This is a genomic window from Burkholderia sp. Ac-20349, from assembly GCF_017104865.1.
Classification (GTDB): Bacteria; Pseudomonadota; Gammaproteobacteria; order Burkholderiales; family Burkholderiaceae; genus Burkholderia; species Burkholderia aenigmatica.
Window position 1 is genome coordinate 1 of record NZ_JAAGPM010000009.1, and the last position, 24,027, is coordinate 24,027.

General features: G+C 66.4%; 22 protein-coding genes and 1 pseudogene. 12 read left to right on the forward strand and 11 right to left on the reverse strand.

Features of this window, described 5'->3' with window-relative positions; genetic code table 11:
* Positions 1 to 564: pseudogene (locus G3N61_RS04835) on the reverse strand (pyruvate dehydrogenase); the annotation flags it as partial.
* Positions 565 to 668: 104 nt separating this feature from the next.
* On the opposite strand from G3N61_RS04835, the gene G3N61_RS04840 reads away from it, so the two are divergent.
* Both G3N61_RS04840 and G3N61_RS04845 read left to right on the forward strand, forming a co-directional pair.
* A complete protein-coding gene (locus G3N61_RS04840; RefSeq protein WP_089452369.1) occupies positions 669 to 1,316 on the forward strand; it encodes a glutathione binding-like protein in 648 nt (215 codons plus the stop codon).
* A 202-nt stretch (positions 1,317 to 1,518) separates the two neighbouring features.
* Positions 1,519 to 3,036, forward strand: a complete 1,518-nt coding sequence (locus G3N61_RS04845; RefSeq protein ID WP_241017580.1) for a cytosine permease — start codon at positions 1,519 to 1,521, stop codon at positions 3,034 to 3,036.
* 188 nt (positions 3,037 to 3,224) lie between these two features.
* On the opposite strand, the gene G3N61_RS04850 is transcribed toward G3N61_RS04845, so the two are convergent.
* The 3 genes from G3N61_RS04850 to G3N61_RS04860 all read right to left on the reverse strand — a co-directional run bounded on the left by G3N61_RS04850 (position 3,225) and on the right by G3N61_RS04860 (position 5,626).
* The gene (locus tag G3N61_RS04850; RefSeq protein ID WP_089452370.1) at positions 3,225 to 3,980 is read right to left on the reverse strand and encodes a glucose 1-dehydrogenase; all 756 of its coding nucleotides are present in this window, start codon (positions 3,978 to 3,980) and stop codon (positions 3,225 to 3,227) included.
* Between the two features lie 35 nt (positions 3,981 to 4,015).
* Entirely contained in the window at positions 4,016 to 4,552 is a 537-nt protein-coding gene (locus tag G3N61_RS04855) for a VOC family protein (RefSeq protein WP_205821739.1), read from the reverse strand.
* A 180-nt stretch (positions 4,553 to 4,732) separates the two neighbouring features.
* Positions 4,733 to 5,626, reverse strand: coding sequence for a LysR substrate-binding domain-containing protein (locus G3N61_RS04860; RefSeq protein WP_043179636.1), 894 nt, complete (start codon positions 5,624 to 5,626; stop codon positions 4,733 to 4,735).
* Between the two features lie 131 nt (positions 5,627 to 5,757).
* Between G3N61_RS04860 and G3N61_RS04865 the strand changes: the two genes are divergently transcribed.
* From G3N61_RS04865 to G3N61_RS04875, 3 genes are read left to right on the forward strand one after another with little or no spacing between them, the layout of a single operon-like run.
* Entirely contained in the window at positions 5,758 to 7,089 is a 1,332-nt protein-coding gene (locus G3N61_RS04865; protein ID WP_205821740.1) for an MFS transporter, read from the forward strand.
* Between the two features lie 7 nt (positions 7,090 to 7,096).
* Positions 7,097 to 8,194 carry a M14 family metallopeptidase gene (locus G3N61_RS04870; protein ID WP_205821741.1) on the forward strand — a complete coding sequence of 366 codons (1,098 nt, stop codon included), beginning with the start codon at positions 7,097 to 7,099 and terminating at the stop codon, positions 8,192 to 8,194.
* A 59-nt stretch (positions 8,195 to 8,253) separates the two neighbouring features.
* The gene (locus tag G3N61_RS04875) at positions 8,254 to 9,399 is read left to right on the forward strand and encodes a porin (protein ID WP_089452375.1); all 1,146 of its coding nucleotides are present in this window, start codon (positions 8,254 to 8,256) and stop codon (positions 9,397 to 9,399) included.
* A 19-nt stretch (positions 9,400 to 9,418) separates the two neighbouring features.
* On the opposite strand, the gene G3N61_RS04880 is transcribed toward G3N61_RS04875, so the two are convergent.
* Positions 9,419 to 10,336, reverse strand: coding sequence for a LysR family transcriptional regulator (locus G3N61_RS04880; RefSeq protein ID WP_089452376.1), 918 nt, complete (start codon positions 10,334 to 10,336; stop codon positions 9,419 to 9,421).
* Positions 10,337 to 10,659: 323 nt separating this feature from the next.
* On the opposite strand from G3N61_RS04880, the gene G3N61_RS04885 reads away from it, so the two are divergent.
* The 3 genes from G3N61_RS04885 (at position 10,660) to G3N61_RS04895 (ending at position 14,168) form a co-directional block, all read left to right on the forward strand.
* Positions 10,660 to 11,976 carry an MFS transporter gene (locus G3N61_RS04885; protein WP_179258775.1) on the forward strand — a complete coding sequence of 439 codons (1,317 nt, stop codon included), beginning with the start codon at positions 10,660 to 10,662 and terminating at the stop codon, positions 11,974 to 11,976.
* Between the two features lie 156 nt (positions 11,977 to 12,132).
* Positions 12,133 to 13,383 (forward strand): MFS transporter, encoded by a 1,251-nt coding sequence (locus G3N61_RS04890; RefSeq protein WP_205821742.1) that lies wholly within the window; start codon positions 12,133 to 12,135, stop codon positions 13,381 to 13,383.
* A 173-nt stretch (positions 13,384 to 13,556) separates the two neighbouring features.
* Positions 13,557 to 14,168 carry a cysteine hydrolase family protein gene (locus tag G3N61_RS04895; protein WP_205821743.1) on the forward strand — a complete coding sequence of 204 codons (612 nt, stop codon included), beginning with the start codon at positions 13,557 to 13,559 and terminating at the stop codon, positions 14,166 to 14,168.
* Between the two features lie 19 nt (positions 14,169 to 14,187).
* On the opposite strand, the gene G3N61_RS04900 is transcribed toward G3N61_RS04895, so the two are convergent.
* The 3 genes from G3N61_RS04900 to G3N61_RS04910 all read right to left on the reverse strand — a co-directional run bounded on the left by G3N61_RS04900 (position 14,188) and on the right by G3N61_RS04910 (position 17,744).
* On the reverse strand, positions 14,188 to 15,813 hold the full coding sequence (locus tag G3N61_RS04900) for an amidohydrolase (RefSeq protein ID WP_205821744.1): 1,626 nt from the start codon (positions 15,811 to 15,813) through the stop codon (positions 14,188 to 14,190).
* 416 nt (positions 15,814 to 16,229) lie between these two features.
* Positions 16,230 to 17,045 carry a helix-turn-helix transcriptional regulator gene (locus G3N61_RS04905; protein ID WP_205821745.1) on the reverse strand — a complete coding sequence of 272 codons (816 nt, stop codon included), beginning with the start codon at positions 17,043 to 17,045 and terminating at the stop codon, positions 16,230 to 16,232.
* 222 nt (positions 17,046 to 17,267) lie between these two features.
* Positions 17,268 to 17,744: a nuclear transport factor 2 family protein gene (locus tag G3N61_RS04910; RefSeq protein ID WP_043179615.1), complete on the reverse strand. Its 477-nt coding sequence runs from the start codon at positions 17,742 to 17,744 to the stop codon at positions 17,268 to 17,270.
* Between the two features lie 329 nt (positions 17,745 to 18,073).
* Here G3N61_RS04910 and G3N61_RS04915 point away from each other — a divergent pair, with 329 nt between their 5' ends.
* The gene (locus G3N61_RS04915; RefSeq protein ID WP_043179613.1) at positions 18,074 to 18,460 is read left to right on the forward strand and encodes a helix-turn-helix domain-containing protein; all 387 of its coding nucleotides are present in this window, start codon (positions 18,074 to 18,076) and stop codon (positions 18,458 to 18,460) included.
* A gap of 493 nt (positions 18,461 to 18,953) precedes the next feature.
* Here the strand turns inward: G3N61_RS04915 and G3N61_RS04920 are convergent, their stop codons facing one another.
* Positions 18,954 to 19,325 carry a YXWGXW repeat-containing protein gene (locus tag G3N61_RS04920; protein ID WP_080741464.1) on the reverse strand — a complete coding sequence of 124 codons (372 nt, stop codon included), beginning with the start codon at positions 19,323 to 19,325 and terminating at the stop codon, positions 18,954 to 18,956.
* 600 nt (positions 19,326 to 19,925) lie between these two features.
* On the opposite strand from G3N61_RS04920, the gene G3N61_RS04925 reads away from it, so the two are divergent.
* Positions 19,926 to 21,053 (forward strand): porin, encoded by a 1,128-nt coding sequence (locus tag G3N61_RS04925; protein WP_043179611.1) that lies wholly within the window; start codon positions 19,926 to 19,928, stop codon positions 21,051 to 21,053.
* Between the two features lie 177 nt (positions 21,054 to 21,230).
* On the opposite strand, the gene G3N61_RS04930 is transcribed toward G3N61_RS04925, so the two are convergent.
* Entirely contained in the window at positions 21,231 to 21,629 is a 399-nt protein-coding gene (locus G3N61_RS04930; RefSeq protein WP_043179609.1) for a GreA/GreB family elongation factor, read from the reverse strand.
* A gap of 512 nt (positions 21,630 to 22,141) precedes the next feature.
* On the opposite strand from G3N61_RS04930, the gene G3N61_RS04935 reads away from it, so the two are divergent.
* On the forward strand, positions 22,142 to 22,471 hold the full coding sequence (locus G3N61_RS04935; RefSeq protein ID WP_043179606.1) for a DUF4148 domain-containing protein: 330 nt from the start codon (positions 22,142 to 22,144) through the stop codon (positions 22,469 to 22,471).
* Between the two features lie 154 nt (positions 22,472 to 22,625).
* On the opposite strand, the gene G3N61_RS04940 is transcribed toward G3N61_RS04935, so the two are convergent.
* Positions 22,626 to 23,087, reverse strand: a complete 462-nt coding sequence (locus G3N61_RS04940; protein ID WP_021162297.1) for a CBS domain-containing protein — start codon at positions 23,085 to 23,087, stop codon at positions 22,626 to 22,628.
* A gap of 177 nt (positions 23,088 to 23,264) precedes the next feature.
* On the opposite strand from G3N61_RS04940, the gene ribA reads away from it, so the two are divergent.
* On the forward strand, positions 23,265 to 23,915 hold the full coding sequence (gene ribA / locus G3N61_RS04945) for a GTP cyclohydrolase II (protein WP_122947508.1): 651 nt from the start codon (positions 23,265 to 23,267) through the stop codon (positions 23,913 to 23,915).
* Positions 23,916 to 24,027 lie beyond the last annotated feature (112 nt).

Genomic DNA, 24,027 nt, shown 5'->3' on the forward strand with positions numbered 1-24,027 from the left:
TCTCGCGAGGTAGCAGAATCCCGGCTGGCCGGCGACATAGAACGTGCGCAACGCGTGGCGCAGGATCGCGATCGCCTCATGCCCTGAAGCCGGATCGTACGGCGTACACGCGGGGTTCGCGGCCAGCCAGTGCGGGACGTCGGGCGTCACGCCTTTCGGCCAGGACGACGCGACCGTTTCGGCATCGTTGACGAAGATCCCGCGATCGACGGTTTCGACCGACGCCAGCCGCAGCCGGTCGGTCGCGCGTGCATGCAGCAGGTACAGAAGCGGCCGCTCGAACCGTTTGCGCGCATCGAGAAACCGCAGCGGCCATGCACTGATGCGGCGCTGCGCCCCCGCGTCCGCAACCGGCTCCCGCGCATCGGCGCGCACGATCCAGACGCGTTCCGAGGTCGCCGTATCGCGTTCCAGACAATCGGCGGCCGCGCGCATCGCGCCGAGCGGCGATACCGCACGGCCACGCGGCACGAGTCGCTGCGTGATCAGCCTGTCGAGGCAGGCCGCCGCGGCGCGGTGGGTGTCGGGTGTCCGCACGGGCGGACCAGATCGCGCAGTCTGCATGTCCCTCCTTCGAGTACTGGCATGTCGCCGGGCTATCGGTTCCGGCGTAGGATTGCAATTGCAACGATTGTAATTGCAACTATAACCGGAAGACAAGGACCGACATGATCTCGACGCACCCCCTCACGTTCTATACGGCCGACACGCCGAACGGGCACAAGGTTGCCATTTACCTGGAAGAGGCCGGGCTCGCACACGACCGCGTGCACGTCAACTTGTCCGCCGGCGAGCAGCGCAGCGCGACGTTCCTCGCGATCAACCCGAACGGCAAGATCCCGGCCATCGTCGACCACGACATCGGGCTGACCGTGTTCGAATCCGGCGCGATCCTGAGCTATCTCGCCGCGAAGACGGGCTTTCTGCATCCCGACACGCTGGCCGAGCGCACGGCGGTCCAGCAATGGCTGCACTTCCAGATCGGCGGGATCGGGCCGATGCTCGGCCAGCTCTGGTGGTTCCTGCATGCATCGAAGACGGTCAATGCGGAAGCGCTCGAGCGCTACCGGAACGAGGCGCGGCGTCTCTATGGGGTCGTGAACGGCCGCTTGGCGGAATCGGCGTATCTCGCGTCGTCGCGCTACTCGATCGCCGACATCGCCGCGTTCCCGTGGTTGCGCGCGGCGGCCGAGCTCGGCATCGATCTGGCCGACTACCCGCACGTCGAGCGCTGGCTTGCCGGCATCGAGGCACGGGAGGCCGTTCAGCGGGGCCTGACCGCGTGCCGCGCGCCGGCGGCGGAGGGCGCGCACTGACGTCGCATCGCCCGCGTCATACGGATGGCGCGGGTGCCGGCCGCAGGCCTGCCGGGAAACATTGTTCTCCTTCGTCGTAAACGTCTCGAATGCGTGATATTTGCGCCGCGCGATCCGGTTTAGAGTGGCCGCGAATCGATGACGATGTGTCGTATCGCCGCAGTCACGGGCCATACAGATGCACCAGAGGAGTGGGAGACAAATGAGTGAAGGCAGGATTACGCAGGTCGAGTCGTTCGGTTTCGAGCGCATTCCCGATGTATCGCGCTATGCACGGCCGATCGATCTGTTCAGGTTGCTGTTCGGCGGCTGCAATACGTTTTCAACCTCGGTGCTCGGCAGTTTTCCCGTGCTGGTCGGGCTGTCGTTCAAGGCGGGTGTCTGCGCGATCGTGCTCGGCGTGCTCGCCGGCACCTGCATCCTTGCGCCGATGAGCCTGTTCGGCCCGCGCAACGGTACGAGCGACCCCGTGTCGTCCGGCGCGCATTTCGGCATCCACGGCCGGATCGTCGGCTCGTTCCTCGCGCTGCTCACGTCGATCGCGTTTTTCTCGCTCGCGGTGTGGAGCTCGGGCGATGCGCTCGTCGGCGGTGCGCACAACATGGTCGGCGTGCCGGTCAACGGTTTCACGCTCGGCGCGGCGTACATGGTGTTCGCGGTGCTCGTGCTGATCGTCTGCATCTATGGCTTCCGCTTCATGCTGTGGGTCAACAAGATCGCCGTGTGGGCCGCGAGCGTGCTGTTCGTCGCGGGCCTGTTCGCGTTCGCCGGCCTGTTCGACATGAGCTATGCCGGCACGGTGCAGCAGGGCAGCGCGGGCTTCTGGGCCGCGTTCGTCGGTGCGGTGCTGGTCGCACTGAGCAACCCGGTATCGTTCGCGTCGACGCTCGGCGACTGGGCGCGCTACATTCCGCAGAGCACCCCGAAGCATCGCGTGATGGGCGCCGTGTTCGCCGCGCAGATCGCGACTTTCGTGCCGTTCTTCTTCGGCCTCGCGACCGCGACGATCATCGCGACGAAGGCGCCCGCGTTCATCGCGTCGAACGACTACGTCGGCGGCCTGCTCGCGATCTCGCCACGCTGGTTCCTGTTGCCGATGTGCCTGATCGCGATCATCGGCGGGATGTCGACCGGCACGACCGCGCTGTACGGCACGGGCCTCGATGTATCGAGCATGTTCCCGCGCCTGCTGAACCGCGTGCGTGCGACGCTGCTGATCGGCACGATCGCGATCGCGTTCATCTTCGTCGGCCGTTTCTGGTTCAACCTCGTCGAAAGCGTCGCGACGTTCTCGACGCTGATCGATACGTTCAGCTGCCCGTGGATGGCGATCATGGTGATCGGCTACGTGACGCGGCGCGGCTACTATCTCGCCGACGACCTGCAGGTGTTCAACCGCGGGCTGCGCGGCGGCCATTACTGGTTCACGCACGGCTGGAACGTGCGCGCGATGGGCGCGTGGCTGCCGGCGGCGCTCGTCGGGCTGTCGTTCGTGAACCTGCCGGGCCAGTTCGTCGGGCCGCTCGGCAACCTCGCGGGCGGGCTCGACCTGAGCGTGCCGGTGTCGCTGGTGATGGGCGGGATGCTGTATTTCGCGCTGCTGACGCTGTACCCGGAACCGGACGGCGTATACGGGCCGCACGGGCGCCGCTTCGTGCGCGGCGGCAGGCAGGCGGCGCGCAGCGTCGGCGCGCCGGCGATCCAGCCGAAGGGGTACTGAGCGGCGCGGGGCGTGTCGCTCCGCACATGACGATGCCGCCGCGCGGGAGGGCCGCCGGCGACATTGTCGTTTTCGCGTGCGTGATTGCCTGAACGGGAAGGCCGTACTTTCCACTCGGTGGCCCGCAAACGAAAACGAGAACGAAAACGCCCGCCGGGTTGGCGGGCGTGCGTCGACCTGGATGCGTGTCAGTGGAACGAACTGCCTGCGAGCATCCCGCCGTCGACGATGAATTCCGATCCCGTGCAGTACGCGGATTCGTCGGACGCGAGGAACAGCACGAGGTTCGCCACTTCGTCCGGCTTGCCGATGCGCGCGATCGGCAGGCCGCTGTAGATCGACGACGGATCGAAGTCCGCGAACTCGGGCGGGCGCGCCATCACCGTATCGATGCCGCCCGGGTGCACCGAGTTCACGCGAATGCCGTAGCGGCCGAATTCGAGCGCGGCGGCCTTGGTCATCCCGCGCACCGCGAACTTGCTGGACACGTATGCGCTGCCGCCCGCGACGCCTTCCATCCCGGCCGTCGACGACACGTTGACGATCGAGCCGCCGCCTGCCGCCTTCAGTGCGCCAAGCGCCGATTTCATGCCGAGCCAGCAGCCGACCTGGTTCACGTCGATCACCTTGCGATAGTCGTCGAGCGAACACGCTTCGATCGGCATGAGCTTCAGGATCGCCGCGTTGTTCACGAGGATGTCGAGCCGGCCGAACTGCGCGAGCGTCGCATCGACGGCAGTCTGCCAATCGGCTTCGCGGGTCACGTCGAGATGCTGGAAACGTGCGGCGTCGCCGAGCTCGGCCGCGACGCGCCGGCCGGCGTCGTCCAGCACGTCGGCGATCACCACGCGTGCGCCTTCGGCAACGAACCGGCGCGCTTCCGCTTCGCCCTGGCCGCGGGCACCGCCCGTGATCATGGCCACCTTGCCTTCGAGTCGTTTCATGCTGCTTGCTCCTGTGCGTGAGCGTAAGAGGGGGCTTACGCGGAGGTGCCCGCCGCGTCGATGATGCGAACCGGATCGGTGCCGTCCCAGGCGCGGGCTTCTGCGATGCCGTGCGCGATCATGTCGCGCATGCCGGCACCTTCGATGACTTCGACGCGCACGCCGGGATCGTCGGCGTCGTCGAGATACGCGACGCGCGTGGCGGGGTTGCGTGCTTCAAACACGACACGTAGGCCACGGGACGTGAGCCGTGCGAGCGCGGCATCGAGATCGTCGACGACCCACGCAACGTGATGCAATCCGACGAGCGGCTGCCCATACGCATCGCGGTACGGCGACGACGTGTCGCTCGTCACGTGAATCAGTTCGATCTGCAGATCGCCGCGATACGCGAGCCCGACGTCCATCGTGACCGTCACCGGTGCGCCGAGATGATGGCCGTCGAGGCGCACGTTGCGAAATACGGTCCACGGGCCGATGTCGTGGCGTTCGCGCCAGCGCGCGATGCTGCGGTCGAGATCGGCGACCACGTAGCCGATCTGGTCGATGGGGCCGAGGATTGTGTCGTTCATGGCGTCTCCGTGGCGGACGCACGTGTGCGTGCCGCGCGATGAATGCCGGCCATGATCGCAACAAAGCGCGCGCTTCGTGCCATCCAAACGGACTAGCTGCGAGGCACGGCCAAGGCGTAGCGCCGATGGGGCGTTCGGCGTCCTGGTGACGCCGGTTCGCGCGAAGGCAGGGCGGGGGCGTCAGCGCGCCACGAGGAGGTCGCGCACGCAGTCGACGAATTGCGCGGCGGCCGGCGTCAACGCGCTGCCGCGGCGCTGGATCGCGCACATCTGCAGTTCGGGCATCGGATCGTCGAGCGCGACGCGGCGGATGCCCATCCGCTGGAACACCTCGTTCGCGAGCGGTTCGACGAAGAAGCCGACATGATCCATCTGCGCGACGAGCGCGAGCGCGGTCGAGATCGAATCGCCGTGCACGACGTGTGCCGGCACGGGCAGCCCGAACGAGCCGAACAGCCATTGGGTGGCCGACATCGGATCATTGCCGTCGCCGGGCAGCACCCATTCGGCATCAAGAAAGTCGCGCACGTTGCGCCGGTTGCGCAGCGGATGCTTGTTGCGCACGCCGAGCACGAGCTGCACGGGCGCGAGCGGCTCGCTGACGAAATCGTCGTCGAGCGATTGCGGATCGACATGCATGATCGCGAAGTCGGTCTGCGCGTCACGCAGCCTCGCGAGCGTGCCGGGGAGACCCGATTCGGTGACGTGCACCGTCACGCCGGGGCGCCGTTCGCGCAGCAGCCTGTAGGCCGGTACGAAGATCGTTTGCGCGAACGACGTGCTGACCGCGACACGAATATGGCCGAAGTTGCCGTCGCGCAGCTGCACGATCTCGTCGCGGGCGCGCTGCATGTCGTCGAGCAGCAGGCGCGCACGCGGCAGCAGTGCGGCGCCGTACTCGGTGAGCACGATGCCCTTGACGCTGCGCTCGACGAGCGGCGCGCCGATCTCGCGCTCCAGTTCGCGGATGATCTTCGTGACGGCCGGCGCCGACACGCCGAGCTGGCGCGCGGCGCCGCGGATGCTCATCTGTGCGGCCACGGCCACGAATGCATGCAGCTGGTTCGGCTTCACGAGGCGCTCCGGGGGTGTAAACCAAATGGCAACGAGTGTAATGGATTGTTGTCTTTTCGGGTAACACGAGCCCGCCTAGAATGCGTCGCATACAACCGGTGCGACACCGCACCACGAAGGAGACACCCGTGATGGCACCCCAACCGCAGTCCGGCGCCGACGTGCGCCGGACGATCCTCGCGACGACCGTCGGCAACGCGCTCGAGTACTTCGATTTCACGGTCTACGGCTTCCTCGCGTTCATCATCGGCAAGCTGTTCTTCCCGTCGTTCGACACGGCCGGGCAGTTGCTGCTGGCAGTCGGCACATTCGGGGCCGGCTTCGTGATGCGGCCGCTGGGCGGTGTCGTGATCGGCGCATACGCCGATCGTGCGGGGCGCAAGCCGGCGATGGTGCTCACCATTTTCCTGATGGCGCTCGGCTGCGGGATGATCGCCGTGATGCCGACCTATGCGCAGATCGGCGTGGCTGCGCCGATCCTGATCGTCGTCGCGCGGTCGATCCAGGGCTTCTCGGCCGGCGGCGAATTCGGTGCGTCGACGACCTTGCTCGTCGAGCATGCGCGGCCGCGCACGCGTGGCTACATGGCGAGCTGGCAGTTCGCGAGTCAGGGGCTCGGCGTGCTGACGGCTGCGCTGACGGTCGCGATCCTGTCGTTCGCATTGACGCCCGACGCGCTCGAACGCTGGGGCTGGCGCGTACCGTTCGCGCTCGGGATGCTGATCGCGCCGGTCGGCGCCTACATACGCCGCCGGCTCGAGGAAACGCATTCGGGCGATAGCGCGCGGCCTGCGCCGGGCGGCACGCGTCGCGGCGGTCGCGTCGCGACGCTCTGTCGCGAGCACGGGCGCGCGGTCCTCGTCGCGATCATGATCACGATGGGCGGTACGGGCGCATCGTACGTCGTCAGCTTCTACATGCCGACCTATGCGATCCACGAACTCGGGATGAGCCCGGCCGTCGCGCTGTCGGCCGCCGCGCTGACGGGCGCGCTGGCATTCGGATGCGCGCCGCTGGTCGGGCGCTGGTCGGACCGCGTCGGCCGCAAGCCGCTGATCGTCGCGGGGCGGATCGCGCTCGTGCTGCTGATCTATCCGGCGTTCGCGTGGCTGAAGGCGTCGCCGACGCCCGCCGTGCTGTTCACGGTGGTCGGCCTGCTGACCGTCGTGCTCGCGATCCAGGCCGTGCCGAGCATCACGATCCTGCCGGAGATGTTTCCCGAATCGGTGCGCGCGACGGGCATGTCGCTCGTGTACAGCGTGGGGGTCGCGATCTTCGGCGGCTTCGCGCCGTTCATCAGTACGTGGCTCGTCAATGCGAGCGGCAACAAGGTGGCGCCGGCCTGGTACCTGATCGTGGTCGCACTCGTGTCGATGGCCGGCCTGCCGTACCTGCGCGACCGCACCGGTGAAACGATCGACGCTCCCGCCGTTTCCGGCGTTTCCTCCTACTCGAAGGTCTGACCATTCCATGGAATCTACCGCCGTTACCCGCCATTTTTCCGGCACCTATGCCGAAGCCCGCCAGAAGTTTCTCGACGCCGCCGCGCACCGTCGCGCGACGCTCGAGTCGTTCGTGCTGCCTGATCTGCGCGGTGCGCTCGGCGAAGCGCTGGCGATCGACGTGGTCGGCCTCGGCATGGCCGATGCCGAGCGGCTGCTGATCGTCAGTTCCGGCACGCATGGGCCCGAAGGCTTCTGCGGGTCGGGCTGCCAGGTCGCGATGCTGTTCGACGACGACCTGATCGGGTGGCTGGCGCGTGCCGGTGTCGGGCTGCTGCTGATTCATGCGGTCAATCCGTATGGTTTCTCGTACCTGCGGCGCACCAACCAGGACAACGTCGACCTGAACCGCAACCACATCGATTTCAGCGCAGCGCTGCCGGCCAACGACGCGTATCCGGAGATCGACCGCCTCGTGCTCACGGAAACCTGGCCACCGTCGCCTGACGACGAGCGGGCGCTGGCCGATTACATCGCGCGACACGGCAAGCTCGCGTATCACGGTGCGCTGAGCGGCGGCCAGTATGCGACACCCGACGGGATGTTCTTCGGCGGGCGCGAACCGACCTGGAACAACCGCACGATGCGCACGATCCTGCGCGAGCGCGCGGCACACGCGAACACGATCGCGTGGATCGACGTGCATACGGGCCTCGGGCCGCGCGGCCATGGCGAGAAAATCTACGCGGGCCGCAACGTCGCCGCCGAACTCGCGCGCGCCCGCGCGTGGTGGGGCGCCGACGTCGTCGCGCCGTTCGACGGCGAATCCGAATCGCCGGGTGTGTCGGGGCCCGTCGCGTCGATCGCGTACGACGAGTGCCCGCACGCGGATGCGGCGCTGATGGCGCTCGAATTCGGCACGCTGCCGTTCGACGACGTGATCGACCGGCTGCGTGCGTCGCACTGGCTGATCCGGCATCCCGATGCGCCGGCCGAACTGAGGCGCGACATTCTCCAGCGAATCCGCGACGCGTTCTACGGCGACGACGACGTCTGGAAGGGCGCGATCTGGGGGCAGGCGCGAGCCGCGCTGCTGCAGGCGCTGATGGGGCTGGCCGCCACGTAAGGGCGGGAAGGCGGCATGCGCCGCCTGTTCAATCATAAGAATATTATTCAGGAGATCTGATGAAAATCAACGGCATCATCGCGGCAGCCGCGACGGCATCCTTCGCCATCGCCGCGCACGCGCAGAATTCGGTCACGCTGTACGGCACCATCGACAACGGCGTGAACTACGTCAGCAACATGGGCGGCGGCAAGGCGATCCAGGCCGTATCGGGCACGCTGTACGGAAACCGCCTCGGTTTCAGGGGTAGCGAGGATCTGGGCGGCGGGTTGAAGGCGATCTTCACGCTGGAGAACGGCTACGATGCGAACACGGGGCGGCTCGGGCAGGGCGGCCTGATGTTCGGCCGCCAGGCGTTCGTCGGCCTGACCGGCGCGTTCGGCACCGTCACGCTTGGCCGCCAGTACGACGAGCTGAGCGGCGAATATCTCGGCCTGCTGGCGGCCGGCTGCAATTTCACCGGCTATCTCGGCGCGCATGCGGCTGACGTCGACAACCTGAACGACACGGCGCGCATCAACAACGCGATCAAGTACAAGACGCCGGATTTCAACGGTTTCTCGATGGCGGCGCTATACGGATTCGGCGGCGTGCCGGGCAGTTTTTCCGCGAACCGGGCGATCAGCGTCGGCGCGCGCTACGAGCGCGGCCCGCTGACGCTCGACGCCGCGTACGAGACCGTCAACAACCCGGCCGTGACGCTGTGGGGCGCGAGCGCGAACGCGGCGCCGAACGCGGCGTTCTCGACTGCGCTGCCCACGCCGATCTGGGGCGGCTACCAGTCGGCATCGAGGCTGCAGATCTTCGGAGCCGGCGGCAGCTATGCCGTCGGCAATGCGACGTTCCGATTCGTGTATACCAATACGCGTTTCCAGGACATCGTGCAGACGCTGAATACGCGATACCGCGGCAAGGCAGCATTCGACAACTACGAGGCCAACGTCACGTACCTCGTCACGCCGGCCGTGTCGCTCGGCGCCGCGTACACGTACACGGCGGCGCCCGATGCGAAGTATCAGCAGTTCAATGTCGGCGCGCAGTATTTCCTGTCGAAGCGCACGACGCTCTACATGGTCGGCATCTACCAGCATGCGTCCGGCCTCGACTCGTATGGCCGGCAGGCCGTCGCGCAGGTCAACCAGACGACACCGTCGTCGACCGCCAATCAATTGCTGATGCGGCTCGGCTTGCTCGTCAAATTCTGATGTCGGGCGCCGCGACGCGCTACCGCGCGTTCGGCCCCTTGACCGTCAGCCGGCACACCGTCGCCAGGGCGAGCAGGTTCGGGTCACGTTCGCGCCGATGCAGGAAGCTCAGGCCGATCGTCTGGCGGATCGCGGGCCCGGCGAGCGGCACGAGCGCGATCTTGTGCGCGAACAGGTCGCGCACGCGGCCGGGCAGCAGCGAGCAGCCGACGCCGCCCGACACGAGGTTGATCAGCGAGAAGATGTCGCCTACCCGCATCACGACGTTCGGCGCGATGCCGGCCGCGCGAAACGCTTCCGTGAAGCCGTGATGCGTCGCGAAGCCTTCGCCGAGCGACACGAACGGCGCGTCGCCGCACGTACGGAGATCGATGGCGTCATGCTGCGCGTACGGCGAGTCGATCGGCGCGGCGAAGAACATCTCGTCCTCGAACAGCGCAATCGATTCGATCTCGGCGTCCGGTTCGGGCAGCGCCATCAGCGTCGCGTCGATCGCACCTTGCCGGAGCTTGTCGAGCAGGTCGGCGTTCGAGCCGAGCACGAGCTCGGCCTGCAGCTCGGGGCGGCGCTCCTTCAACGCGATCACGACTTCGGGAACGGTGCGGATCGTCAACGAGTAGAGCGAACCGATCTTCAACTGACCGGCGCCGTAGCCGGCCGCCTCACGGGTCGAGCGGATCCCGTCGGTCATCGTCTTGAGCACTTCGCCCGCGACTTCGGCGAGCACCTGCGCGGCGTCGGTCGGAATCAGGTTCCGCCCCTCGTGGCGGAACAGCGCGCAGTGCATCCCTTCCTCGAGCGTGTGCAGCGCGCGGTGCACGCTGACCGTGCTCACGCCCAGCGCCTCGGCGGCCTTCGCGAGACTGCCGGCTTCCATGAAGGCGAGCAGCACCTCGAGCTTGCGGAACGTGATCTCTTCGTTGATGCGGTTGCGCATGATGCGGACGACGGGAAGGGCGGCCGACGATTCTGCCGCAGAACCGGGGCTGCAACAATGCGCGAATTTCCGGGGTTTTCGTGTGCTGGGGCCCGGCGGGGAAACATTTAATCTCCGGCTAATCATCCGCCGCGGGCGTTAATTGATGCGGGTTTTCGGTGTCCCTATGATCGTTTCACGCCGGTCGTGCGCGCGGACCACGAGGTTTCGATGGTGCGTGCCCGTGCCTCATCGGCCGGCGATACGAACAGCCGGTTCGCCCATGCCAGCCACGGAACACGGCACGCATGCGGCGCGGCGCCATGAGACTGCAGGAGACAAGCATGCACGACTCACGTCGGAACGCGCGGCATCGGCAGGTGGTTGCCGCTGTCGTCGGCAATACCCTCGAGTGGTACGACTTCATCGTTTACGGTTTCTTCTCCGGCATCATCGCGCGGCTGTTCTTTCCCGCCGAGAGCCAGTACGCGTCGTTGCTGATGTCGCTCGCGACCTTCGGCGTCGGCTTCTTCATGCGTCCGGTGGGCGGCATCCTGCTTGGGCTCTATGCGGACCGCAAGGGCCGCAAGGCCGCAATGCAGCTCATCATCTTCCTGATGACGCTGTCGATCGCGCTGATCACGTTTGCGCCGTCGTACGCGGTGATCGGCCCGGCGGCGCCGGTCCTGATCGTCTTCGCGCGGCTGCTGCAGGGGTTCGCCACCGGCGGTGAATACGCGAGCGCGACTGCGTTCCTCGTGGAAAGCGCGCCGGAGAACCGGCGCGGGCTGTACGGATCGTGGCAACTGATCGGCCAGTGTCTCGCGGTGTTCTCGGGTGCTGCGATGGGCGCGTGGGCCACGCAGTCGCTATCGGAGGCGGCGCTGCACAGCTGGGGCTGGCGCGTGCCGTTCGCGATCGGGCTGCTGATCGGGCCAGTCGGCCTGTGGATCCGCCGGCACATGGAGGAGACCGAGGCGTTCCTCGACGCGAGCAAGTCGGCCGTCGAGCCGCCGGCGAGCGTGTCGCGCGTGCTGCGCGACAATCTGCGCGGCGTGCTGGTGTCGATGGGGCAGACGATCACCGGCACGGCCGTGTTCTACGTGATGCTCGTCAACATGCCGACGTTCGTGCACAAGACCTTCGGGCTGCCGCTCGACCAGGTCTTCAAGGTGCAGATGGCGGCGGTTGCGCTGCTGACGGTGACGATTCCGGTCGCCGCACTCGTGTCCGACCGCATCGGCCGGCGTCCCGTGCTGATCGCCGGTTCGCTGGCGCTGCTGACGGTTACGTATCCGCTGTTCACATGGCTGGCTGCGGCGCCGGGCATCGGGCGCCTGCTCGTGATGCAGCTCGTGATCTGCACGATCATCGGCATCTGCTACGGGCCCGCGCCGACCACGCTCGCCGAGCAGTTCGCGACGCGTTCGCGCTCGACCGGCATCGCACTCGCCTACAACGTCGCGGTGATGGTGTTCGGCGGCTTCGCGCCGTTCATCGTCACGTGGCTGACGCACGCGAGCGGATCGCCCGTCGCACCTGCGTGGTACGTGCTGTTCGCGGCGTCGTTCGGGCTGCTCGCGAGCGTGTTCATGCATGACGGTGCGCCGTGCGTGCTCGCACGCCGGCAGTTTCAGGGCGAGCCGTTGAGCGTCAAATAGCGGGCATGGCCTGCCGCCCACACCGGCGCCCCATCGGCGCGGGCGGCAGGCAGGGTATTGGCGCGGCCGATGCTTAGCATCGCGGGCGGCGGCCTACCGCGGCCGCCGCCCGATCGATACGCTTGGGCGATCATCCACTCTGTCCGGAAGGTCGCCATGTCCCGGCTCGATTACAAGTTGCTCGGCCCCTGCCTGCTCGCGATCGCGATCGACGCGATGGGATTCGGGCTCGTCTATCCGATGATGTCCGCGATCTTCAGCGATCCGCATGCGGGCATCCTGCCGGCCGACGCCGGTGCGCACGCGCGCAATTTCTACCTCGGTCTCGGCTACGGGATCTACCCGTTGTGCATGTTCTTCGGCTCGTCGCTGATGGGCGACCTGTCCGATCGTTACGGCCGCCGCAGGATCCTGCTGCTGTGCTTGCTCGGCCTCGCAGCCGGCTACGCGATGATGGCGGCCGGCGCATGGCATGCGAGCGTCGCGCTGCTGCTGGCCGGCCGCGGGCTCACCGGGCTGATGGCCGGCTGCCAGGGCATCGCGCAGGCCGCAATCACCGACCTGAGCACGCCGGAGAACAAGGCGGTCAACATGAGCATCATGTCGCTCGCGTTCAGCGCGGGCGTGATCGTCGGCCCGGTGCTCGGCGGCGTCACGTCCGACCGCACGATTTCACCGCTGTTCGATTACGGTACGCCGTTCGTGCTGGTTGCCGCGCTGTCGCTGATCTGCGCGTGCTGGACCTGGGCGTCGTATCGCGATTCGGCCGCGCCGCGCGGCGACACGCGCATCGATCCGCTGCTGCCGCTGCGGATCATCGGGGAGGCCGCGCGCCAGCGCGACGTTGCGTTCCTGTCGGTGGTGTTCTTCCTGATGCAGGTCGGCTATGGGCTTTACCTGCAGACCATCATGCTGCTGCTGCAGGCGAAATTCGGCTACACGAGCGCGCGGCTCGGGTTGTTCAGCGGCGTGATCGGCCTCTGCTTCGTGTTCGGCCTGCTGTTCGTCGTGCGGCGGATGCTGCGCGTGTGGCGCGTGGTCGACATCGCGAAGACGGGCCTGCTCGTCGCGGGCGTCGGCCAGGTCCTGTCCGCGCTGTTCCCGCACGAGCCGGTGCTGTGGGCGCTCGCGATGGTAGTCGGCTGCTTCGACATGGTCGCGTATACGACGATGTATACGGCGTTCTCCGACGCGGTCAGTGAAGACCGGCAAGGCTGGGCGCTCGGTGTCGCGGGCTCGGTGATGGCCGTCGCGTGGGTCGTGACGGGCGCGCTCACGAACCTGCTGCCCGTGTTCGGCGAGATCGGCCTGCTGCTGATCGGCGGTGCGGGCTTCCTGCTCAGCTTCGCGATGATGGTCGCGTACGGCCGCACGCAGCCGGGCGCGCGAACGGCCGCGCTGTCGTAGGCGGTTTGCACGTTGGCCCGATCCTGTCGGACGTTGTCCTGCGCGCCGCTGTCGCGCGCGGCCGCGCGGCCCGACACTGGCGCCTCGCGGCCGACGAGTATCGGGGCCGCGTCCGGCGGCGCCGGCTGGCCCGGCGCGCCGTTCCTTCGATAAGCCAACCGAGAGAGCGACCCATGCAACATCCGACCATCCGTACCCTGGCGGGCGCGAGCGCGCCGAAGTCGATCGCCGCCGCCCGCACCGCGCTGCTGGTGATCGATTTCCAGAATGAATACTTCAGCGGCCGCCTGCCGATTCCGGAGGGGCCGCGCGCGCTGGGTAATGCGCAGCGCGTGATCGCGTTCGCCGACCGCGCGGGCATTCCGGTGTTTCACGTCCAGCACGTCGATGCGGCCGACGGCCCGATCTTCGCGGACGGCAGCGACGGCTTCCGCTTCCACGCGGACCTGCAGCCGGCGCCGCATCACACGGTGGTGAAGAAGACGTCGGTGAGCGTGTTCCCGACGACGGACCTCGATGCGCGCCTGAAGGCGGCCGGTATCGACACGTTGATCGTCACGGGCCTGATGACGCATGCATGCGTCGCCGGTGCGGCACGCGATGCGGTGCCGCTCGGCTACGCGGTGATCGTCGTCGACGACGCATGTGCGACGCGCGACCTCGACATCGCGGATGGCGGCACGGTATCGCACCGCGACCTCCATCGCGCGACGCTGGCCGCGCTGTCGGACACGTTCGGCGACGTGCTGACGACCGAGCAGGTGCTGGCGCTCGGTATCGCCTGACGGCCGCCGGGGGCGTGCTTCAGTCGGCCCAGCCCGGTGCGGCGTACACGACTTCGCCGCGGAAGCACGTCTCGATCACGCGGGTTTGCGCGAAGGTTTCGACCGGGTGCGCGAACGGATTGCGGTCGAGGATCGCGAAGCTCGCGTCCTTGCCCGCTTCGAGCGAACCCGTGCAGTCGTCGAAGCGCAGCGCATACGCGGTGTTGACCGTATAGGCTTCGAGCATCGTGAGCAGGTCGAGGCGTTCGTGCGGATTCCACGGCGGGCTGTCGGGCTGGTCGATCAGCAGGTGCGTGACGCCCGTCTGGATGATCTGCATCGGGTCCATCGTGCTGACCGACCAGTCGGAGCCGGCCGCGAGCATCGCGCCCGCGTTGCGCAGGCTGCGAAACGGATAGTTGCGCGCGGTGCGTTCCGCGCCGAGCAGGTCGCGATAGAGCTGCTGCTGCTCCTCGCGCGCGGCCGTCCACAGCGTCTGGACGCTGGCGATCGCGCCGAGCCGGTTGAAACGGCTCATGTCGGCCGGATCGACGATCTGCAGGTGCGCGAGCTGCGCGCGCCGGTCGCGCATGCCGTTGCGGATCAGGACATATTCGAGCGCGTCGAGCGTCATGCGCACCGCGCGGTCGGCGAGCGTATGGAAGTGCAGGTCGAAGCCGGCCGTATCGGCGAGCAGGCAGATTTCGTTCAGCGCGTCCTGGCTCCACAGCGCGAGGCCGCAGTCGTCGGTGCCGGCGTACGGCTCGAGCAGCGCGGCGGTTTTCGATTCGGGCACGCCGTCGACGAAGATCTTCACCGTATGCAGGCGCAGGTTGTCGCATTCGTACTCGCGACGCCATCTGGCGAAGCGCTCGATCTGCTCGCGCGGATCGCGGCGCGGGTTCGCATAGAGGCCGGCGCTCATGTACACCTTCAGCGTGCCCGCGCGCTGCGCGTCCGCATAAGCCTTGAGTTCGGCTTCCTCGACGCGTGCGTCGAACCAGCCGGTGATGCCGTACCCGTGCGCCATCGCGTGCGCTTTCGCGAGCGACTTCGGGTAGCCGGCCGGGCTCAGCTGCGGAATGATCGGGCAGACGCGGTAGAACGCCGCTTCGTGCACGACGCCGTTCGGCGCGCCGGCCGCATCGCGCTCGTAAACGCCGCCGGCCGGATCGGGCGTGTCGGCGTGGATGCCGGCCGCTTCGAGGCCCTTCGTATTGAGGCAGCCGCTGTGCACGTCGAAGCCGACCACGAGCAGCGGCCGGTCGGGCACGATCCGGTCGAGCAGCTCGCGGGTCGGATACGCGCCGAAGGCGGCCAGGTTGGCACCGCCAAGATAGACCCACGGTTGGTCCGGCGTCGCATCGGCGCATGCGCGGATCCGCTGCAGGATCGCGTCGGGATCGTTGACGCCGGACAGGTCGAAGTCGCCGAGGATCTGGTGGCCTTCGAGCGGGTGCACGTGGCCGTCGATCAGGCCCGGCAGCATCAGCCTGCCGGCCAGGTCGACGACGCGCGTCGCGGGGCCGGCCAGCGGGCGGATGTCGTCGTCGCGGCCGACGGCGACGATCTTGCCGTCCTGGATGGCGAGTGCCTGCGCGAAGCGGCGCTGCGCGTCGCCCGTGTAAAGCAGGCCGTTCAGATAGACGGTATCGGCGTGTTGCATGTGTCTCCTCCGGATGGGGGCAGATCGACGGGCGCACGTGTCCGGCGGGCGGGCCGCGTGGCTCGTCCGGTCGCGTGAACCCGGTCGGGTTGGAATGGGATGGGGCGGCTAGGTGCCGGTGCGGCGCGGCAGGCGCGGCGATGCGTCGTGGAGCGGGCCGGCTGTTGCCGGAGCGTCATGCCGATCTCGCCGCCCGGTCTGGCTCGGCAGGTCGATGGGCGACGCGCGCGCGGCCGTGCAGGCCGGCGTCCATCCGGTATTCGGCATTCCGTGTCTCCGTGATATCCGACGCGTTCCTGTCGTCGGGTGAGTCAGATACTAGGAGCGGGGCGGCCGACTGTCTGTCATCGTTTTGAGGACAAGGCGCGACAAAGGCGGTGGGGGCGGGCGGCGTTGCAGCGATACGGAAGCGTCATCTAGTGACCGCGATCCTCCGGCGCTTCCTCTTCGGTCACGCACCACGCGAACAGCCCGGCCCGGTTCGCGACGCCGAGCTTCGCGAGCGCGCGCCCGAGATAGGTGCGCACGCTGCTCGGCTTGAGCGCGAGCGTATCGGCGATCTGCGGGACCGGTTGCCCTTGCAGCACCGCGCGGCACACGAGCCGTTCGCGCTGCGACAGCGCCGCGCCGCTGGCCGACAGGCGCTGTTCGAACCGCTGCAGCAGTGCGCCGTCGTCCGAGCGCGGCGTCAGGCGGGCGAGCCGCGCATGCTGGATCAGGAGCGGCAGCACGAAATCGCCGAGCTGGCGCAGCAGCGCCAGTTCAGCCAGCGTATAGGACGACTGGCCGCGCCGGCGGAACAGCGAGAACGCATAGACATAGTCGCGCTCGCTGCCGAGCAGCGTGCAGTCTTCGCCGAGTTCGCCGAGCGCGAAATGGCGGCCGTATTCGGTCGCCGTGTCGATTTCCTCGTTGCACGAGAACACGAGCTGCGAATCGGTGGCGCGCTCGATATGCGGGAGCAGCGTGTCGGTGCGCCAGTCGCCCTGTGTATACAGATCGAGCGCGTGGCGCGTGCCGTCGGGATCGTCGCCACCCGCGAAGAACAGCACGTCGACGCTGTCGACCGATTGCGACGGCGCGTCGCGACGGTATCGCGTCGCGACGCTGTAATGGGACTGCGGATCGACGGTTTCGCGCAGCCACGCCCAAAGCCGGGCGGGAAACTGCGGACTGCCGAGGCTGGCGACCAGGTCGCCGGCATTGCTGAGGGAAATATGGGCGGGGCTCATCGTTGACACCGTCTTCGCGAACGGCCGCCCGTGCCGGCCGTGCTTCGCATACGACGGCGCGCCGGCGGCGGTGCGGTCATGCGGGACGGAGGCCGGCGCGGCGGCGAAGCTCGATTGTAGGGGACTTCGCCGCCGCGGGGCATGTGCGCTTGCGCGGCGGGCGGCCGATCGTTCGTCGACGGGCGGCGCGCTTCGTTGCGCACCGCGTTTCGCCCCGGCGCGTCAGAACATCGTGTTCGCGTTCGCGGCCGTTTCGGGCACCGGCTGGATCACGTCCCAGTGTTCGACGATCTTGCCGTCCTTCACACGGAAGATGTCGACGACGGCTTCGCCGCGGTCGCCCGGACGCTCGGTTGCATGCACGTGCAGGTAGACGAGGTCGCCGTCGGTTGCGCTGCGCACGATGCGTGCGCGCGATGCCGGGTTCTTCTGGAAGGCGCCGACGAAGTACGACACGAACGGCTTCTTGCCGTCCGGCACGTGCGGGTTGTGCTGCTTGTAGTCGTCCGCGACGACGGCGGCGGCCTCGACCGCTTCGTGCTTGTTGAAGAAGCGGTCGTAGAACGTCAGTACGAGCTGGCGGTTGGCTTCCTCGGCGGCCAGGTCGCGGGTGGCCGGGCCGGCGGCCAGCGCGGCCGTCGACGCGGCCAGCAGGACGAGCGCGGCAACGGCGCGAACGGGGGAGCGGAGCGATGGCATGGTGCGGGTTCCTTGTCTGACGAAGCGTGGGTTGGTGAGCGATGCGCGACGGCGGGTTGACGCGGCCGTGGCGATCGGCGGGCGAAGGGGCCTGGTTGCGGATGCATGTACCTGATCGACGCGACGGATTCGCCGCCCGGTCCGTAACGTCACGGTATGGGCGGGGCGAGGCCGCGCGTCGTCATCATGCTTCGTTCAACTGGCGAATCCGCGCGGCTGTCGGGCCGATCGAATGGTACAGTTGCCGCGAACCCGTCACAAGAAGTCAGCGCGGTGTGAACAGGTCACACCGCGCTGACCGTGCGTTGCCCGTAAAAGAGAATCCAGCCATGCCGTTCCAGCCCGCCGACGAAACCGTCGAACTCGATCAGCCGTGCCCGATCCGCGATGTGCTCGACCGCATCGGCGACCAGTGGAGCCTGCTCGTGCTCGAAGCGCTGTCCGGCGGCACGATGCGCTTCAACGAACTGGGCCGTGCGATCGGCGATGTGTCGAACCAGATGCTGTCGCGCACGCTCAAGCGGCTCGAGCAGGACGGCTTCGTCAGTCGCACGTTGTTCGCCGAAGTGCCGCCGCGTGTCGAATATGCGCTGACCGACCTCGGGCGTTCGTTCCTGACGCCGATGCAGGCGATGATCCGGTGGGCCGACGAACATCATCGCGCGATCTGCGCCGCGCGACGTCGTGCACGGGAACTGGAGGGCGGCGGGCGCTGAGCGGGGCGCTCGCGCTGTCCTGTCGAGGGGTGTCGTGCTGCGGATCGGGGGCGATGCGACGAGGCATGGCGAAACTGCACGTGTATCGCCACCGCATGATTTCGTTATCCGAATGATTTGATCGGGATGGGCAGGATCGTCGATGCTGCGGCGTATTCCGTTTGTCCCGAATGCGGCCTTGCGCTGGCGGTGCCCCGTGTGCAAGGGCAGGTGCGGGGGCGACCGAAACGGCGGTCTTCCGCCGCATGGCGCACGGCGGGTGCGGCAGGATCCGGTCGAGACGGGGCGGTGCGCCGTAGGTCGGCCGGCATGTCGATGGTCGAAGTTGAGTGGCCGGACGCCTCGGCACCGGTTTGCGCGCCGGCATCGGGGCGGAGTGGGGCAGGATTCGCGGAGGCGCCTGCCAGGCGTCACGATGTCGGGGTCGAACGGCGCGGATTCGCCCGCGCCACCCGGTTCCGGGCCGGCCATCGGCCGGATGCCGGGTGCTTGCCTATCGCCACGTACCGTCGACGTAGATCCACGTCGGTCCCTGACGGCGCCAGTAGCCGGGCACCCACCTGCGCCCGGGGCGCCGCGCGACCCAGCGGCCGGACACCCATATATAGCGGCCACGCTGCCAGCGCCAGTAGCCGTCCGTCCATATATAGCCGTGCGGCCGTGGTGGCGGCGGGCGGCGGTCGTGCCGGGCGGCTGGCGGCGCGAAGCCCGGGCGGTCCCCATAAGGCGGCCCGCCGGGTACGCCGTTCGGGCCTGGCGGCCGGTACGCGGGCGGCGCGGGCTGGGCCGAGGCGGCACGCAGCCAGCCGGTGCCGACGAAGGCGGCGGTCAATCCGATGGCGCGCAACAACGAGCGTCGATTCATGGCGTGTCCTGTTCAGTATTCGGGGCTGCCTTACGTTAGCCTGCCAGTCGGCCGGCCGGGTTACGCGAGCGGTTAAGGCTGTTACGGTGTGTCACGGCGGGCGGGTGAACCGCTGATGGGCGGGGGGCTTTCTGTTTCAGCAACTGATCGGGGTGCCCGCTGTACGAACGTCGCGTCCTGTTTACTGGCTGACGGACGCGTTTTAGGTGTCCGGAGCCTGGAATTCGAGGCTAAATCGGGTAAAATTTACTGATTACGGGGTGTCTTGCCGAATCCGTTTGTTGTTTCTATGCAACCGTCAAGACGATGACATGAAAGAATGATGCGATGGAAGCCTCCAAAAAGCCCCCGTCAAGAAGTCAAAAACAAACGTCAAAACAAATACTTATAACGCGGCCCCATTTCTATTATTTCTAGTTCTGGAAAAGCTTATTTCTTTATTTGCGGATCGCTCGCCTAGGGTACACCCCTAAACTCACGGTTCCCAAACGGGCAACTATCCGGGCGCGGCCAGCAGGATCGATGGCGCTCCCGGGCGGTTGCAGACCGTTTATGAACAAGGTCGCGAGACCTGCCTCTTTTTAGAAGGGAGCTCCACGAATGAACAAGACTCTGATCGTTGCAGCAGCTGCAGCATCGTTCGCTACCGTCGCTCACGCGCAAAGCAGCGTCACGCTGTACGGCGTGCTGGACGCAGGCATCACCTACCAAAGCAACGTCGCAACGGGCGTTAACGCAGCTGGCAAGCCGGTGAACGGCAAGTCGCTGTGGTCGATGGGCTCGGGTATCGACCAAAGCCGTTTCGGCCTGCGTGGTTCGGAAGACCTCGGTGGCGGCCTGAAGGCAATCTTCACGTTGGAAAGCGGCTTCGGCATCGGTAACGGCAAGCTGGGCAACAACGGCGGCATGTTCAACCGTCAAGCTTTCGTCGGCCTGTCGAGCCAGTACGGCACGGTCACGCTGGGTAAGCAGTATGACGCAACGCAAGACTACCTGGCGCCGCTGACGGCAACGGGTTCGTGGGGCGGCACGTACTTCGCGCACCCGCTGAACCTCGACCGCCTGAGCACGAACGGCGACGTCGCATCGAACAACACGGTCAAGTTCACGAGCGCGAACTACGCTGGCCTGCAATTCGGCGGCACGTACTCGTTCTCGAACAACACGAACTTCGGCAACAACCGTGCATACAGCGCGGGTGCTGCATACCAGTTCCAAGGTCTGAAGCTGGCTGCTGCATACTCGCAAGCAAACCTGGGTGACGGTTCCAACGGTAACGGCGCAACGTCGTCGGCAATCGGTGGCATCGCTAGCCAAGGCCGCGTCCGCACGTACGGTGCTGCTGCTGGTTATGCATTCGGCCCGGCACAAGTCGGCGCTGCATGGACGCAAGCACGTCTGGACAACAATGCAGTTGGCACGGGTTCGGTTCGCACCGACAACTACGAAGTCAACGCAAAGTACAACCTGACGCCGGCTCTCGGCCTGGGCGCTGCTTACACGTACACGAACGCGAAGATCAACAACGGCAGCACGCACTGGAACCAGTTCGGTCTGCAAGCTGACTACGCACTGTCGAAGCGCACGGACGTCTACGCACAAGCTGTTTACCAGCGTGCAGCGAAGAACGGCGTTGGCGCATCGATCTACAACGGCGACATCAACACGCTGCCGAGCTCGTCGATCAACCAAACCGCAGCAACGGTTGGTCTGCGTCACCGCTTCTAAGCGTGACGGCGGGGTAACCCGCTACGCAGCATCGAAAAAGGCGCCTTCGGGCGCCTTTTTTTTCGTCTGCGGAATGTGTTGTCGACGATTCGCATCGTCCGGATGCAAAAAAGCGAGGCCCGTGCCTCGCTTTTTTCGTTGAGCGCCGTTGCGGCGCGGTGCCGGCGGCAGGTGGCGTCAGCGCGTGTATTCGCCGTTGGCTTCCGGCTGGAACACGATCGCGGCGACCTTCATCAACTTTTCGGCGCCGCTCGGCTGCATCACCTTGACCATCTGGCCACGCTGGGTGCCCAGCAGTGCCATGCCGACGGGCGAGAAGACGTTCAGGCGGCCGTGCTCGAGATTGGCAGCATCCGGATAAACAATCGTCCAGGTGGCTTGTTCCTGGGTCGCTTCGTCGAGCAGCGTGATTTGCGAGTTCATCGTGACGACGTTCGCCTTGATGGCGTCGGGCTGGACGATGTCGGCGCGCTCGAGCAGCGTATCGAGCATCGTCTGGAAGCGCGGGTTGTGTTCGGCGTGCTTCTCGAGGCGAGCGACGTCGAGTTCGGTCAACTGGTAAAGGCGTTGTTTCATGGCAGTTCTCCAAATGATCGGCAGGGGCAGGCGTGGCGTGCCTATGAGGATCGCCCGGAGCCTGTCTGACCTGGCTCCGGGAGGAGACCGAGCCGTCAGATCAGGCGCCGGGCAGGGGCGAGCGGCGCCTGGGCCGTGCGTCGAGCGAGGGGATGCGCCGGATGACCGGCGCGCGCGCGCACGCCGGCCGGGCCGGACGGCGAAACCGAAAGGGGCGTGAGCGCGTACATGGTGAATGGAAGGTCGATTGACGTATAAAACCTTACGATTCTACAACACAACCTTCGGGATATGTGATTTGGCTGTCGGCAATTCGTCAGCGATTGTTGTGCGAGTGAAGCAAGTTGACGCGATATCAGCCGAGAAAAGCCGGTGATTTTTGTCGAAATCGCAACGCTGTATGTTCAAACTAAGGGTTTCCCCTTGGAGTGGCGAGAACTACACTGGATTCAATCGCTTCAGACAGTCCTGCCGAGGCGACGCCATAAGAGAACATATTCCGGAGGTAAATCATGAAGTCGATCATCTACGCAGCCATCGCCGCATCCGTCCTTGCCGCCCCGATCGCATCGTTTGCACAGTCCGAGCAGGGGCTGACCCGCGACCAGGTCAAGGCCGAGCTCGTGCAACTCGAACAGAACGGCTACAAGCCGCTGGCGAGCGATTCGCAGTATCCGGACAACATCCAGGCCGCCGAACAACGCATTCAACCGAATCAGCCGATGCTCGCGCATGCCGATACGAGTGGCTACGGTGCCGTCGCGACGGGTGCCGCGCAAGCCGGCCGTCGCATGACGCGTGAAGCACCGAATCCCGTGAACTCGGTCTACTTCGGCAACTGATCGTCCCCGGGTCTGCCCGAGCGCACCGCTTATTCGACGAGACGCGCGCCAGTTGCGCGCGTCATCCGCCCGCAGGAGCAGAACCTCCGTCGCCGCATTCCGGCGGCTTTCCGCCCAGACGCTCACGCGTTTGGGCCTTTTTTGCTGGAGCGGGTCAGGCGGACGTGACCGCAGGCGTGCCGTGGATATAGTGTTCGAGCTGGCTGATCGTGAACTGCTGATCGGCGATCACGCTCTTGACGAGGTCACCGATCGAGATGAGGCCGACCAGCTTGCCGCCGTCGAGGACGGGCAGGTGGCGCATCCGGTGCTCGGTCATCAGCGCCATGCACTCGTCGGTGGATTGCGAGGGTTCGACGTAGCGCACCTTTGCCGTCATGATTTCCTCGACGCGAGTGGCCTTCGACGAGCGATCCTGCAGCACGACCTTGCGCGCGTAGTCGCGCTCTGTGACGATGCCCGCGATGTCGTCGCCGTCCACGACCAGCAGCGCGCCGATGCCCTTTTCCGCCATCAGCTTGATGGCGTCGTAGACGAGATCGGTCTTTGTGACGGTGTAGATGGTGCGGCCCGAATCCGGCTTGGCCTTGAGAATCTGCGCGACAGTCGTGCTCATTCGCTTTCTCCGTGTGCAGGTCGATGCTGGGCTGGCAGGGCGTGATGCGTGTCACCCGACGAGCCCAGTATAGCCGCGCAGGTGGCGGCAGTCGCGTGACGATTCCAGATTAGCGGTAAACTCCCGTCACGCACTATCCACACAACTCCTACATTCCTGAACGTTTCGATTGAATTCATGATGTCTTCGCGTCCCCAATCGCCCACGCCGGGCAACGGCCAAGCCGACGAGTGCGTGACACTTGTCGCCACCGCGTCGCTGCCCACGCGCTACGGTACGTTCAAGTCATACGCGTTTCGCGTATCGGGCAGCGATGCCGAACATCTCGCGCTCGTGATGGGCGACGTTGCCGGTGAGCAGTCCGTGTTGACGCGGCTGCATTCCGAATGCCTGACCGGCGACGTGTTCGGCTCGTACCGCTGCGACTGCGGCGAGCAGCTCGATCTCGCGTTGCGCTACATCGCTGCCGAAGACCGCGGCGTGCTGCTGTATCTGCGCGGTCATGAAGGGCGCGGGATCGGCCTGAGCAACAAGATCCGCGCGTACGCACTGCAGGAGCAGGGGCGGGACACCGTCGAGGCGAACCTCGACCTCGGCCTGCCCGACGACGCTCGCGAATACGACTCGGCCGCTGCGATCCTCAGGATCCTCGGCGTGACGTCGGTGCGGCTGATGAGCAACAACCCGGCAAAGTTCGACACGCTCGCGAAGCACGGCATTCCCGTCTGCGAGCGCGTGGCGCTTGCGGTGCCCGTGCGCGAGGAAAACGAGCGTTATATCCGCACGAAGCAGGTGAAGTTCGGGCATTACTTCGAAGAAAACGAATAGTAGAAATTCCAGTCCTGTCCGAGGTTATCCAGATGCGTCCAATAATGATGGTAACTTATTGAATTTTCAAAGAAAAAAATTCTGTTCGCCGCCTCGGCTGATGCATCCACAC

Excerpts from the sequence above, each read along its gene's own strand:
- G3N61_RS04850 (WP_089452370.1), bottom strand. The coding sequence starts at position 3,980 with ATGAAACGACTCGAAGGCAAGGTGGCCATGATCACGGGCGGTGCCCGC.
- G3N61_RS04935 (WP_043179606.1), top strand. The coding sequence starts at position 22,142 with ATGAAGTCGATCATCTACGCAGCCATCGCCGCATCCGTCCTTGCCGCC.
- G3N61_RS04930 (WP_043179609.1), bottom strand. The coding sequence starts at position 21,629 with ATGAAACAACGCCTTTACCAGTTGACCGAACTCGACGTCGCTCGCCTC.
- G3N61_RS04940 (WP_021162297.1), bottom strand. The coding sequence starts at position 23,087 with ATGAGCACGACTGTCGCGCAGATTCTCAAGGCCAAGCCGGATTCGGGC.
- G3N61_RS04855 (WP_205821739.1), bottom strand. The coding sequence starts at position 4,552 with ATGAACGACACAATCCTCGGCCCCATCGACCAGATCGGCTACGTGGTC.
- G3N61_RS04870 (WP_205821741.1), top strand. The coding sequence starts at position 7,097 with ATGGAATCTACCGCCGTTACCCGCCATTTTTCCGGCACCTATGCCGAA.
- G3N61_RS04905 (WP_205821745.1), bottom strand. The coding sequence starts at position 17,045 with ATGAGCCCCGCCCATATTTCCCTCAGCAATGCCGGCGACCTGGTCGCC.
- G3N61_RS04840 (WP_089452369.1), top strand. The coding sequence starts at position 669 with ATGATCTCGACGCACCCCCTCACGTTCTATACGGCCGACACGCCGAAC.
- G3N61_RS04885 (WP_179258775.1), top strand. The coding sequence starts at position 10,660 with ATGCACGACTCACGTCGGAACGCGCGGCATCGGCAGGTGGTTGCCGCT.
- G3N61_RS04845 (WP_241017580.1), top strand. The coding sequence starts at position 1,519 with ATGAGTGAAGGCAGGATTACGCAGGTCGAGTCGTTCGGTTTCGAGCGC.
- G3N61_RS04865 (WP_205821740.1), top strand. The coding sequence starts at position 5,758 with ATGGCACCCCAACCGCAGTCCGGCGCCGACGTGCGCCGGACGATCCTC.
- G3N61_RS04880 (WP_089452376.1), bottom strand. The coding sequence starts at position 10,336 with ATGCGCAACCGCATCAACGAAGAGATCACGTTCCGCAAGCTCGAGGTG.
- G3N61_RS04910 (WP_043179615.1), bottom strand. The coding sequence starts at position 17,744 with ATGCCATCGCTCCGCTCCCCCGTTCGCGCCGTTGCCGCGCTCGTCCTG.
- G3N61_RS04890 (WP_205821742.1), top strand. The coding sequence starts at position 12,133 with ATGTCCCGGCTCGATTACAAGTTGCTCGGCCCCTGCCTGCTCGCGATC.
- G3N61_RS04875 (WP_089452375.1), top strand. The coding sequence starts at position 8,254 with ATGAAAATCAACGGCATCATCGCGGCAGCCGCGACGGCATCCTTCGCC.
- G3N61_RS04925 (WP_043179611.1), top strand. The coding sequence starts at position 19,926 with ATGAACAAGACTCTGATCGTTGCAGCAGCTGCAGCATCGTTCGCTACC.
- G3N61_RS04895 (WP_205821743.1), top strand. The coding sequence starts at position 13,557 with ATGCAACATCCGACCATCCGTACCCTGGCGGGCGCGAGCGCGCCGAAG.
- G3N61_RS04900 (WP_205821744.1), bottom strand. The coding sequence starts at position 15,813 with ATGCAACACGCCGATACCGTCTATCTGAACGGCCTGCTTTACACGGGC.
- G3N61_RS04920 (WP_080741464.1), bottom strand. The coding sequence starts at position 19,325 with ATGAATCGACGCTCGTTGTTGCGCGCCATCGGATTGACCGCCGCCTTC.
- G3N61_RS04915 (WP_043179613.1), top strand. The coding sequence starts at position 18,074 with ATGCCGTTCCAGCCCGCCGACGAAACCGTCGAACTCGATCAGCCGTGC.
- ribA (WP_122947508.1), top strand. The coding sequence starts at position 23,265 with ATGATGTCTTCGCGTCCCCAATCGCCCACGCCGGGCAACGGCCAAGCC.